The sequence below is a fragment of the Isoptericola sp. NPDC019482 genome (assembly GCF_040632295.1).
In the GTDB taxonomy this organism is placed as follows: domain Bacteria; phylum Actinomycetota; class Actinomycetes; order Actinomycetales; family Cellulomonadaceae; genus Isoptericola.
This window is the reverse complement of sequence record NZ_JBEYBQ010000060.1, coordinates 1-10,957: the sequence shown is the minus strand read 5'-3', so window position 1 is coordinate 10,957 and position 10,957 is coordinate 1. Positions and strand designations below refer to the sequence as shown.

The window sequence follows — 10,957 nt, the reverse complement described above, 5'->3', positions numbered from 1 at the left end:
CGCAGCATCCAGCCGCGAGGCGGCGGTGGGCTGGCGCGTCGTCATGGAGCAAGTCAACCAGCCACCACCGACACTCCTTCGAACAGGCGTTCGAGTGTGGATCCTCCTGTGGACGAACGTCGGGGCGGCCTGAGCGGCGGGCGTCCCGAGGTGCGCACGCAGCAGCCCCAGTTCGTGGAAGCCCCAGTGTCGAGCTCTACCGCGTGAGCGCGGACGACCTCGACGTCGCTCGAGCAGCCTGGGTATCCCAGGACGAGGCGGCGCACGCCAAGGAGGCGGAGCCGGGTCGCGTCGAGGGGCTCATCCGCTTCCTGTGGCGCAACCAGCACACGTCGCCGTTCGAGCACGGGCAGTTCACCTTCGTCGTGACGACGCCGCTGTTCGTGGCCCGAGAGTTCATGCGGCATCGCACGTTCTCGTTCAACGAGATCAGCGGCCGCTACACGGTGCTGCCCGACCGGTACTACGTCCCGCCCGCGGGCCGGCCGCTGCGCCAGGAGGGGAAGGTGGGGGCGTACCGCTTCGAGGAAGGCACGGCCGAGCAGGTCGCGATGGTGCGCGAGACCATCACGGAGAGCACGGCCCGGCCGCACGCGGCCTACCAGCGCATGCTGGACGCGGGGATCGCCAAGGAGGTCGCCCGCGACGTCCTGCCCGTCAACGTCATGACGTCCTTCTGGGCCACGGTGAACCCGCGGAACCTGATGCACTTCCTGAACCTGCGGTCGGCACCCGACGCGTTGTTCGAGATCCGCGCCGTGGCCGAGCAGATGGAGCACCACTTCGCCCAGCACATGCCCGTCACGCACCGTGTCTGGCGCGAGTCGAACACGGCCTGACGGGGCGTCACGGGGAGCCGTCGCCCGGGCGCGCCCTTCAGCGGGTCCGGTTCACCCGCAGGATCTCCTCCTGGTAGGGCGCGACGACGGTGGGCGACACGCGGCAGTCGAGCATGAGGAACCGGCGCTGGTCGACGGGTTCGCGCGCCCACGACCCGAGCCGGTCGAGGTCGGCGAGCGAGCGCACGACGACGCCCTCGGCGCCGACGGCGGCGGCGAGCGCGGCGAAGTCGGTCTCGGGGATGCGCATGGGCTCCTCGGCGAGGCCCTGGCGGCCGTAGACGTGCACCTCGGCGCCGTAGACGGCGTCGTTCCACACGACGGCGACGCCGCGGCCGCCGGCGGTGCGCACTGCGGTCTCGAGGTCGGCGAGGGCCATGAGCCCGCCGCCGTCGCCGGTGGTGAGGACGACGGTGGCGTCCGGCTGGGCCGCGGCCGCGCCGGCGACGCTGGGGAAGCCGAGGCCGATGGACTGGAAGGCGGTGCCGACCATCATCATGCGGTCGGGCGAGGCCACGGGCCAGTACATGTTGGCCCAGCCGATGAAGTGGCCGCCGTCGGAGACGACCACCCGGTCGGCGGGGAGCAGCGCGCCGATGCGGCTCGCGACGCCGCGCGGGTCGAGGCGGCCGTCGGCGGCGAGGCCGTCCGCGGGTCCGGTGTCGTAGGTGCGGGCGGCGGCGACGCCCACGGAGTCGCGCCAGCCCGACGGCGCGGCGCCGAGGGCGCGCAGCTCGTCGACCAGGGCCCGCGTCACGAGCGCGGCGTCCCCGCGGACGAACGAGCCCACGTGCCGGTGGGTCGCGGCCTGCGCGACGTCCACCTGGACCACGCGGGTGCCGGGGGAGAAGAGCTCGCCGAACCGCATCGTGAACGGGTTGAGCGACGCGCCCACGACGACGGCGACGTCCGCCTCGCGCACCAGCGCCATCGCGCCGTCGGCGCCGAACCCGCCGGCGACGCCGAGGTCGTACCGGCCGTCGGGGAAGACGCCGCGGCCGAGCGCCGTCGTCGCCGTGAGCGCCCCGGTGGCGTCCGCGAGCTCGCCCAGCGCCGAGCTCGCGCCGGCCAGCCAGGCGCCGCGGCCCGCGAGGAGCAGGGGTCGCTCGGCCCCGGCGAGGGCGCGCGCGAGGTCGGTGATCGCGGCGGTGTCGAACGGGCCGGCGGGCGCGAGCGGCCCGGGGAGAGCGGGCGCGGGCGCCTCGGGCACCGTGCCCGCCTCGAGCGCGGCGACGTCGTAGGGGATGGCCAGCACGACGGGCACGCGGTAGGTGAGCGAGTGCTCGACGGCGATCACGGTGGTCGCGGCGGCGTCCGCGCGGCCGACGGTATAGGTGCGCGCGCCGACGGCGGCGGCCAGCGCGATCTGGTCCACGTCCCACGGGCGCGGGCCCGACGTCGGCTCGTCGCCCGCGAGCAGGACGAGCGGGACGCGCGCCTGCGCGGCCTCGGCGAGCGCCGTCAACGTGTTGGTGAAGCCCGCGCCGTAGGTCACCGTGGCGGCCGCGATGCGGCCCGAGGCGCGGAAGTAGGCGTCGGCGGCGACGACGCCGCCGGCCTCGTGCCGGACGGCGGTGAACCGGACGGGCGTGGTGCGCTCGACGTCGTCGAGGAACCAGGCGTTGCCGTTGCCCATGACGCCGAAGACGTGGTCGACGTGCTGGGCGAGGGTGCGGGCGACATGGGCGGACACGGTGGGCACGAGGCCTCCAGGGGAACAGTGACGGATGTGGCGTGCGTCCGTATGTGTCCCGTGCGGTCCCGACGCCGGTCCGCAGTGCTGCCTCGTGCTGACTGCCGGTGACCGGGCTGCCGTGCGCCCCTTTTTCGAGCGCAAGGCGGCGCGGGTCCGCCTCGACGCCGCGAGTATATCCACCGGTCGGGCGCGATCTTCGACGGGGGTCTTGTGAGGACGTACCGTCAGGCGTAACTTACCGTAAGTGGCTACTGACATATCTGGGTTCGCCGCACTGGCGGACCCCACGCGGCGCGAGATCTACGAGCGCGTCGCGGCCCGGCCGTCGTCGGTCGGGGAGCTCGCCGCCGGGCTGCCCGTGAGCCGCCCGGCCGTCTCGCAGCACCTGCGCGTGCTCAAGGACGCCCGGCTGGTCGCCGACGAGGCCGTCGGCACCCGCCGCGTCTACCGCGCCGACCCCGAGGGTCTGGCGATGCTCCGCGAGTACCTGGACCTGTTCTGGCGCCGTTCGCTCGACAGCTTCGCCGCCGTCGCAGAGGAGACCTTCCATGACCACCCCGACCCGACCTGAGACCGCCGCCGACCCCACCTCCGTGTCCGTGGCGGTGGACGTCGCCGCCCCGCTCGAGCACGTCTTCGACGTGTTCACCCTGCGCATGGACAGCTGGTGGGACCCCGACCACCACATGCTCGAGGACACGGCCGAGTTCGTCGTCGAGCCCTGGGTGGGCGGCACCATCACCGACGTCGGCCCCGCCGGCGAGCGGTGCACCTGGGGTCGCGTGCTCGTCTTCGACCGCCCCGCCGCCTTCGCCTTCAGCTGGGACATCAGCCCGCGCTGGGAGGTCGAGACCGACCCGGCACGGTGCAGCGAGGTGCACGTGTCGTTCGCCGCGGTCGACGCCGGCACCACCCGGGTGACGCTCGAGCACCGGCACCTCGACCGCCACGGCGAGGGCTGGGCCGCGATGCGCGACTCCGTCGGGAGCCCCGACGGTTGGGGCTCCAACCTGCGCCGGATGGCAGAGACCGCGAGGATCCCGGTCCCGATCGTGGACCGGGAGGTCGCCGAGTCGTGACGGCGCGGCGGGGTCACGCCTCGCCGAGGAACACCTCGACCACCGGCACGGCGACGTCGGGCCGTGCGGTGGGCAGGTGCAGCGTCAGCGTGCCGGGCGGCTGCCCGCCGGGGTTGGTGTTCCACGCCTTCTGGTCCGGGTCGGACACGGAGGTGCGCAGCTCGGAGCCGTCGTGCAGCAGCTGGGCGTACCGCACCCGGCCGGCGAGCCCGCGCAGGTGCACGTGCCCGAACGGCCAGGCGAACAGGTGCACGTACAGGCGGTCGTCGCGCTGCGTGAGCACGGAGCCGGGCGGCAGCCCGGGCGCGACGGCGGCCGCGACGTCGGGCTCGGCGGGCCCGGCGCCCCGGATCGACCGCTCGTGCAGGCGGGTCCAGGCGCCCAGCGCGGCGAGCGTGGCGGCGTCGCGCGCCGGGATCGCGCCGCGCCCGTCCGGGCCGACGTTGAGCAGCAGGTTGCCGCCCTTGGACACGGTGTCCACGAGCATGCGCACCAGCAGGTCCGGGTCCTTGAACCTCGTGTTGTCGCGGTCGTAGCCCCAGCTGCCGTTGAGGGTCTGGCAGGCCTCCCAGACGACGAGCCCGCCCGCGTCGTCGCGCATCGGCTGGTCGGGCTGGTACTGCTCGGGGGTGACGAGGTCGCCGGGGATGCCGAGCCGGTCGTTGACCACGGCCTGGGGCTGCAGCTCGCGGACCATCGCGAGGAGGCCCTCGGCGTCCCAGTCCTCGGGGCGCTTGCCGGGCCAGCCGCGCCGCTCGCGGGTGTCGGTGAAGTCGAAGAAGACGTAGTCGACCGGCCCGTACCCGGTGAGCAGCTCCCGCACCTGGGCGCGCAGGTACTCCCGGTAGCGGCCCATGTCGCGGCCCTCGTTGAGGGCGTGCGCGTCGGGGTCGTCCCGGCGGGGGTGGTCGGCGTCGATCGTGTAGTCCGGGTGGTGCCAGTCGAGGAGCGAGTGGTACAGCCCGAGGCGCAGGCCCTCGGCGCGGACAGCCTCGGCCAGCTCCGCCACCAGGTCGCGGCCGCGCGTACGGGCGATGCTGTAGTCGCTGACGGCGGAGTCCCACAGGGCGAAGCCGTCGTGGTGCTTGGTGGTCAGCACCACGTACCTCATCCCCGCGTCCTTCGCGGCGCGGGCCAGGGCGCGCGCGTCGAACAGGTCCGGGTCGAACACCTCGGCGTACCGTGCGTACTGCTCGACGGTCTGCTTCTCGAAGCTCATCACCCACTCGTGCCGGGCAGCCGCGGAGTAGAGGCCGAAGTGCACGAAGAGGCCGAAGCGGGCCTCGGTGAACCATGCCTGCTCGGGGCGCAGGGGCGGGGCGGCCGTGGTCATGCGGATCACTCCTCGTCGAGCGGGCAGGGGGGTGTCAGAGATATGACGTCTGCGCGTGCAGTTTGAGGATAGTCGGCGCAGACGGGGCTGGCGCAAGCGGCCGGGGCGCCTATACATTGGATGAATCAGTCCGCAGGCCGAGGGAGTCCGCATGTCCGACGTCGTCGTCGACGCGCACCACCACCTGTGGGTCCGCGCGCGGCACCCGCAGGACTGGATCGACCCCGCGACGATGGCCGCGATCGACGCCGACTTCACCGCCGCCGACCTGCCCGCCGCCGCCCACGGCGTCGACGCGACCGTCGTCGTGCAGAGCGTGAGCACCCGGGCCGAGACCGAGGACCTGCTCGACGTCGCCGCCTCGCCCGCGGGGCGCGCGGCGCGCATCGCCGGCGTCGTGGGCTGGGCCGACCTCCTCGACCCGGCGCTCGAGGACCGCCTCGCCGCGCTGCGCGAGGGCCCCGGCGGCGACCGCCTCGTCGGCATCCGGACGATGGTGCAGGCCGAGCCCGACCCGGGCTACCTCGACCGGCCCGACGTGCACGCCGGCATCGCCGCCGTCGGCGCCGCGGGCCTGCCCTTCGACCTCGTGGTGCGCGCCGACCAGCTCGCGTCGTGCGCCCGCCTCGCCGCGGCCCTGCCCGACACCCGGTTCGTGCTCGACCACCTCGCCAAGCCGCCGCTCGCGGCGCTGCCCGACGTCGTCGGCCACCCCGGGGACCCGGCCGCCCTGGACGCCTGGCGCGCCGACCTGGCGGCGCTCGCGGCCCGCCCGAACGTCGTCGCGAAGCTGTCCGGACTGGTCACCGAGGCGCGCTGGGACACCTGGACCACCGCGGACCTGCGCCCCGCCGCCGACCATGCTCTCGACGTCTTCGGCCCCGACCGCCTGATGCTCGGCAGCGACTGGCCCGTCTGCCTGCTCGCCTCCGGCTACGGACGTTGGTGGGCCGCCGCCGACGAGCTGCTGGAGTCCCTGTCCGGCGACGAGCGCGCCGCCGTGCGCGGCCGCACCGCCGTCCACACCTACGTGCTCGACACCTCGGGGCTCGATCATGGGCTCGATACCGAGCCCGCCACCACGACGAAGGAGTATCCGTGAGCAGTGCCGATCTCCCGCCGGAGTTCGCCGGCATCCGCGCCATCGTGACCGGGGGAGCGTCCGGCATCGGCGCCTCCGTGGTGCGCGCCCTGCTGGCGCGCGGCGCGCAGGTGGTCGCGATCGACCGCACGCGGGACGGCGTGCCCGAGGGGGCCGCGGCCGAGGTCGCCGACGTCACCGACGACGCGGCGGTGCGGGCCGCGGTCGCTGCGGCGGCCGAGACGCTGGGCGGCATCGACGTCGTCGTGAACAACGCCGGCATCGGCGCGCAGGGCACGGTCGCGGACAACGACGACGCCGAGTGGCTGCGGGTGCTCGACGTCAACGTGCTCGGCATCGTGCGCGTGACGCGGGCGGCGCTGCCGCACCTGCGGGCGTCGGAGCACGCCGCCGTGGTCAACACCGCGTCGATCGCGTCGTGGTCCGGGCTGCCGCAGCGCGCCCTGTACTCCGCGAGCAAGGGCGCCGTGCAGGCGCTCACCCTCGCGATGGCGGCCGACCACGTGCGCGAGGGCATCCGCGTCACCTGCGTGAACCCCGGCACGGTCGACACGCCGTGGGTGGGCCGCCTGCTCGACGCCGCCTCCGACCCGGCGGCCGAGCGCGCCGCGCTCGAGGCCCGCCAGCCCACCGGGAAGCTGGTGAGCCCGGAGGCCGTGGCGCACGCCGTCTGCTACCTCGCGAGCCCGCTCGCCACCGCCACCACCGGCACCGCGCTCGCCGTCGACGGCGGCATGCACGAGCTGCGGGTGCGCCCGCCGGAGCAGGCATGACCGCGAGCGGCACCGTGCTGCCGTCCCGGGAGGTGCGTGGCACCGGGGTCCGCCTGACGAGCCTCGGCTACGGCGCGGCGCAGGCCGGCAACCTCTACCGGGCGACGACGGACGCCGAGACGCAGGAGGCGGTCGACGCCGCGTGGGACGCCGGGGTCCGCTACTTCGACACGGCGCCGCACTACGGGCTCGGCCTGTCGGAGCGCCGGCTGGGCGCGAGCCTGGCGGGGCGGCCCCGGGACGAGTACGTGGTGTCGACCAAGGCGGGGCGCCTGCTGGTGCCGTCCCCCGAGACGGCGGACAGGCGCGACGACGACATCTTCGACGTGCCGGCCGCGACGCGGCGCGTCTGGGACTTCTCCCGCGACGGCGTGCTGCGGTCGCTGGAGGCGAGCCTCGAGCGCACCGGGCTGGACCGCGTCGACGTCGTGTACCTGCACGACCCGGACGACCACGAGGAGCAGGCGTTCGCCGAGGCCGTCCCCGCGCTGGTGGAGCTGCGCGAACAGGGCGTCGTCGGCGCGATCGGGGCGGGGATGAACCAGTCCGCGATGCTCGCCCGGTTCGTCGCCGAGGCCGACGTTGACGTGGTGATGTGCGCCGGCCGGTTCACGCTGCTGGAGCAGCCGGCCCTCGCGGACCTGCTGCCCGCGGCCCTCGAGCGGGGCGCGTCCGTCGTCGTCGCCGGCGTGTACAACTCCGGTCTGCTGGCGCGCGACGTCGTGCCCGACGACGCGACCTACGACTACGCCCCGGCGCCCGCGGCCCTGCTCGACCGCACCCGCCGCATCGCCGCCGCGTGCGCCGAGCACGGCGTCACGCTGCCGCAGGCCGCGCTCGGCTACGTGCGCACGCACCCAGCCGTGGCGAGCACGGTCGTCGGGCTGCGCACCGCCGACCAGGTGCGGCAGGCCGCGGACCGGCACGCCGCCGTCGTCCCCGCCGACCTGTGGGCCGACCTCGTCGACCGCGGCCTGCTCGCCCCCGAGGCGCACCCCGACGCCTTCGCCTGACCTGCGGGCCGGCACCCGCCCGCATGTCGGGACGGATGTGACCAGGACGCGACCCGGGCGCATGATCGAGGCGCCCCCCAGAGAGAACAGAGGACATCGATGCAGCTGCTCCGCCTGGGCCCGGTGGGCCAGGAGATCCCCGCCGTCGCGCACGACGGCGTCACCTACGACCTTCGACCGCTGACCGGCGGCCGCTCGGGAGACATCGACGGCGCCTTCCTCGCCGCCGACGGCATCGCGCGCACGCGCGCCGCCCTCGCCGCCGGCGAGCTGCCCGTGCTCGACGGCGCGGACGCCCTGCGCGTCGGGCCGCCGATCGCGCGCCCCACCGCCGTCGTGTGCGTGGGCCAGAACTACGCCGCGCACGCGCGGGAGTCCGGCGCCGAGCCGCCGCGCCTGCCGATCATCTTCTTCAAGCACCCCAACACCGTCGTCGGCCCCGACGACACGGTGCCGATCCCGCCCGGCGCCGACAAGGTCGACTGGGAGGTCGAGCTCGCGATCGTCGTCGGGACGCAGGCGAGCTACCTGCCGTCGCCCGAGGCCGCGCTGGCGCACGTCGCCGGCTACACCGTGGTGGACGACGTCAGCGAGCGGGCGTGGCAGCTCGACGACTCCCTCGGCCAGTGGTCGAAGGGCAAGTGCGGCCCGGCGTTCCTGCCGACGGGTCCCGCGCTGGTGCCCGCCGACGAGGTGGACCCGGGGGCGCTGCGGCTGCGGTCGTCCGTCAACGGCGAGCCCCGCCAGGACTCGTCGACGACGGACATGATCTTCGGCGTCGCCGAGATCGTGCACCACCTGTCGCAGTACATGACGCTCGAGCCGGGCGACCTGATCTGCACCGGCACCCCCGAGGGCGTCGCGCTGTCCGGTCGGTTCCCGTACCTGGCCGACGGCGACGTCGTCGAGGTCGAGATCGACGGCCTCGGCCGCCAGCGGCACGCGTTCGCCTCCGCGCGGGTCCCGGCCACGACGTCGGCCCCCGCCTGACGTGCTCCGCTACCAGCTGTTGCACCCCGGCCTCGTCGCGGCGCTCGCCGCGGCGGGGCACGGGTCGCGGGTGCTGCTCGCCGACGCGAACTACCCGCACTCCACCGGCGCCCGGCCCGGCGCCGCGCGCGTGCACCTCAACCTGCGGCCCGGCCTGCTGACCGTGGACCAGGTGCTCGAGGTGCTGCTCGACGCCGTGCCCGTCGAGTCCGCGGCCGTCATGGTGCCCGGCGGCGTCGCCGGCGACGTCGTCGCCGCGGGGGATGAGATCCCCGCGCACACCGGCTACCGGACGATGCTCGGGCCCGACGTCGGCTGGGACGAGCTGGACCGCTTCGCGTTCTACGACGCCGCGCGGTCCGACGACGTCGCGGTGCTGGTCGCCACCGGCGACCAACGGGTCTACGCCAACCTGCTGCTCACCCTCGGGGTCCGGACCCCGTCCGCGTAGCGTCGTCGAGGGACCCCGCCGGGTCGGCGTCGACGAAGTCGACCAGCATGTCGAAGCTCATCATCTCGAAGATGTCGCGGACCAGCTGCGGAGCGCCGACCACCCGCGGGTGCGGGCCGTTCTCGCACGCGAGGACCACGAGGCGCACGCCGGACGAGTCGATGAACGTGACCCTGCGCATGTCGAGGGTCTTGCGGCCCTCGCCCGCAGCCTCCAGCGTGGCGTAGACCTCGTGGGCGACGGCGACGTCGATCTCGCCCCACATCTCCCACCGGAGTCCGTCGTCGCTCAGGTTGATGCCACCGTGGGCAGCCATGATCCGTTCCTCTCGCGCGCGTCTCCTGCTGGTGACCGGTGGCTTGATCGCAGGGACTGTTCAGTCTAGGTGCAGGGAGTCAGTCCTCGGTGGCCTCCGGGCCCGGCAGCGTCTCCTCGACGTCGAGGAGGTGCGCGGCCATGCGCACGCGCGCGGCCTCGGCGTCGCCCGCGGCGAGGGCGCGCCACACGGCCTCGTGGTCGCGCTGGGTGCGCTCCTCGGCGCCCGCCTCGTGCCGGCCGCGCCACAGGCGCTCGCGGAACGTGCGGCCCGCGATCGCCTCGACGAGGGCCGTGACCACGGGGTTGCCGCCCTGCTCGGCGACGATGCGGTGGAACGCGGTGTCGGCCTCGATGAACGCGGCGTGGTCGACGTCGTCCTGCGCGAGGGTGCGTGCGGCCTGCTCGAGGACGTCGCGGGCCTCCGCGAGGGCCTCGGGGGTGATGCGGTGGGCGGCGAGGCCGGCGGCCTCGGTCTCGAGGACCCGCCGGACGGCGTGGAACGGGCGGGCGCCGGTGTCGCCGTGCAGGTCCACGACGAACTGCAGCGAGGACATGAGCCGGGCCGGGTCGAGGCTGGTGACGTAGGTGCCGTCGCCCTGGCGGGTGTCGAGGACGCCGAGCACGGTGAGGGCCCGCACGCCCTCGCGCAGGGAGCCGCGCGAGACGCCGAGCCGCTCGGCGAGGTCCTTCTCCACGGGGAGGCGGTCGCCGGGGCCGAGCTCGCCGTCGGTGATCATGCGACGGACGCCGGCGACGACCTCATCGGTGCGGGACATGCCCTGGATTATGTCCCAGTCCGCCCGCCGGGCGCACGAATTCCTCCGATGAATCCGGGCGTCGGCCCGTGCGGGCCCTCGGCGCGGTCCGTAGCCTGGCGCGATGGTGGACCTCACGCTCGACCGGCTGCTCGGCCTCGAACGCCGGGGGTGGGACGCGCTGTGCGGGAGCACCGGCGGCGCGTTCTACGGCGACCTCATGACGCCGTCGGCGCTCATGGTGCTCGTGGACGGCTCCGTGCTTGACCGCGACGCCGTCGTCGCGTCGCTCGACGGCGCCCCGCCGTGGGACTCGTACGACCTGCACGACGTGCGCCGCGTCGGCCTCGCCGACGGCGCCGCCGCGCTCGTCTACCGCGCGCGGGCCGTGCGCGGCGACGACCCGCCGTTCGTCGCGCTCATGGCGAGCACCTACGTCGTCGTCGACGGGGAGCCCCGGCTCGCGCTGTACCAGCAGACGCTGCTGTGAGCGCGATTTCGGGGACTATTCGCGACCCCAAAATACCCCCAATAACGCTCAAAACGCAGGGGGGTCGTAACGCCCGGACGATAAACCCCGCGGTCGGGGTGAGGGCGCGCCGGAGGGC

The 10,957-nt window shown here is 74.6% G+C and carries 13 protein-coding genes; 9 read left to right on the top strand and 4 right to left on the bottom strand.

Annotated elements, in window-relative coordinates:
* Positions 1 to 203 precede the first annotated feature (203 nt).
* Positions 204 to 839 (top strand): FAD-dependent thymidylate synthase, encoded by a 636-nt coding sequence (gene thyX / locus ABZ493_RS21230; RefSeq protein WP_430584098.1) that lies wholly within the window; start codon positions 204 to 206, stop codon positions 837 to 839.
* Positions 840 to 876: 37 nt separating this feature from the next.
* Here the strand turns inward: thyX and ABZ493_RS21225 are convergent, their stop codons facing one another.
* Entirely contained in the window at positions 877 to 2,541 is a 1,665-nt protein-coding gene (locus ABZ493_RS21225; RefSeq protein WP_430584097.1) for a thiamine pyrophosphate-binding protein, read from the bottom strand.
* 238 nt (positions 2,542 to 2,779) lie between these two features.
* Between ABZ493_RS21225 and ABZ493_RS21220 the strand changes: the two genes are divergently transcribed.
* Positions 2,780 to 3,106: a metalloregulator ArsR/SmtB family transcription factor gene (locus tag ABZ493_RS21220; protein ID WP_430584096.1), complete on the top strand. Its 327-nt coding sequence runs from the start codon at positions 2,780 to 2,782 to the stop codon at positions 3,104 to 3,106.
* A complete protein-coding gene (locus ABZ493_RS21215; protein ID WP_430584095.1) occupies positions 3,084 to 3,614 on the top strand; it encodes an SRPBCC family protein in 531 nt (176 codons plus the stop codon). The genes ABZ493_RS21220 and ABZ493_RS21215 overlap by 23 nt, the downstream gene beginning before the upstream one ends.
* A 13-nt stretch (positions 3,615 to 3,627) precedes the next feature.
* Here the strand turns inward: ABZ493_RS21215 and ABZ493_RS21210 are convergent, their stop codons facing one another.
* Complete coding sequence (locus ABZ493_RS21210) at positions 3,628 to 4,947, bottom strand: alpha-L-fucosidase (protein ID WP_430584094.1); 1,320 nt, start codon at positions 4,945 to 4,947, stop codon at positions 3,628 to 3,630.
* Between the two features lie 151 nt (positions 4,948 to 5,098).
* Between ABZ493_RS21210 and ABZ493_RS21205 the strand changes: the two genes are divergently transcribed.
* From ABZ493_RS21205 to ABZ493_RS21185, 5 genes are all read left to right on the top strand, one after another.
* Positions 5,099 to 6,049, top strand: coding sequence for an amidohydrolase family protein (locus ABZ493_RS21205; protein ID WP_430584093.1), 951 nt, complete (start codon positions 5,099 to 5,101; stop codon positions 6,047 to 6,049).
* Positions 6,046 to 6,822, top strand: coding sequence for an SDR family oxidoreductase (locus ABZ493_RS21200; protein ID WP_430584092.1), 777 nt, complete (start codon positions 6,046 to 6,048; stop codon positions 6,820 to 6,822). The genes ABZ493_RS21205 and ABZ493_RS21200 overlap by 4 nt, the downstream gene beginning before the upstream one ends.
* Entirely contained in the window at positions 6,819 to 7,835 is a 1,017-nt protein-coding gene (locus tag ABZ493_RS21195) for an aldo/keto reductase (RefSeq protein WP_430584091.1), read from the top strand. The genes ABZ493_RS21200 and ABZ493_RS21195 overlap by 4 nt, the downstream gene beginning before the upstream one ends.
* Before the next feature lie 99 nt (positions 7,836 to 7,934).
* Complete coding sequence (locus tag ABZ493_RS21190) at positions 7,935 to 8,825, top strand: fumarylacetoacetate hydrolase family protein (RefSeq protein WP_430584090.1); 891 nt, start codon at positions 7,935 to 7,937, stop codon at positions 8,823 to 8,825.
* Between the two features lies 1 nt (position 8,826).
* Complete coding sequence (locus ABZ493_RS21185; RefSeq protein WP_430584089.1) at positions 8,827 to 9,276, top strand: RbsD/FucU domain-containing protein; 450 nt, start codon at positions 8,827 to 8,829, stop codon at positions 9,274 to 9,276.
* Here the strand turns inward: ABZ493_RS21185 and ABZ493_RS21180 are convergent.
* Positions 9,245 to 9,592, bottom strand: coding sequence for an STAS domain-containing protein (locus tag ABZ493_RS21180; RefSeq protein WP_430584088.1), 348 nt, complete (start codon positions 9,590 to 9,592; stop codon positions 9,245 to 9,247). The genes ABZ493_RS21185 and ABZ493_RS21180 overlap by 32 nt on opposite strands.
* Positions 9,593 to 9,671: 79 nt before the next feature.
* Positions 9,672 to 10,370 carry an FCD domain-containing protein gene (locus ABZ493_RS21175; protein ID WP_430584087.1) on the bottom strand — a complete coding sequence of 233 codons (699 nt, stop codon included), beginning with the start codon at positions 10,368 to 10,370 and terminating at the stop codon, positions 9,672 to 9,674.
* Between the two features lie 103 nt (positions 10,371 to 10,473).
* Here ABZ493_RS21175 and ABZ493_RS21170 point away from each other — a divergent pair, with 103 nt between their 5' ends.
* The gene (locus ABZ493_RS21170; RefSeq protein ID WP_430584086.1) at positions 10,474 to 10,839 is read left to right on the top strand and encodes a nuclear transport factor 2 family protein; all 366 of its coding nucleotides are present in this window, start codon (positions 10,474 to 10,476) and stop codon (positions 10,837 to 10,839) included.
* Positions 10,840 to 10,957 lie beyond the last annotated feature (118 nt).

Excerpts from the sequence above, each read along its gene's own strand:
- ABZ493_RS21215 (WP_430584095.1), top strand. The coding sequence starts at position 3,084 with ATGACCACCCCGACCCGACCTGAGACCGCCGCCGACCCCACCTCCGTG.
- ABZ493_RS21210 (WP_430584094.1), bottom strand. The coding sequence starts at position 4,947 with ATGACCACGGCCGCCCCGCCCCTGCGCCCCGAGCAGGCATGGTTCACC.
- ABZ493_RS21205 (WP_430584093.1), top strand. The coding sequence starts at position 5,099 with ATGTCCGACGTCGTCGTCGACGCGCACCACCACCTGTGGGTCCGCGCG.
- ABZ493_RS21195 (WP_430584091.1), top strand. The coding sequence starts at position 6,819 with ATGACCGCGAGCGGCACCGTGCTGCCGTCCCGGGAGGTGCGTGGCACC.
- ABZ493_RS21190 (WP_430584090.1), top strand. The coding sequence starts at position 7,935 with ATGCAGCTGCTCCGCCTGGGCCCGGTGGGCCAGGAGATCCCCGCCGTC.
- ABZ493_RS21180 (WP_430584088.1), bottom strand. The coding sequence starts at position 9,592 with ATGGCTGCCCACGGTGGCATCAACCTGAGCGACGACGGACTCCGGTGG.
- ABZ493_RS21175 (WP_430584087.1), bottom strand. The coding sequence starts at position 10,370 with ATGTCCCGCACCGATGAGGTCGTCGCCGGCGTCCGTCGCATGATCACC.
- ABZ493_RS21170 (WP_430584086.1), top strand. The coding sequence starts at position 10,474 with ATGGTGGACCTCACGCTCGACCGGCTGCTCGGCCTCGAACGCCGGGGG.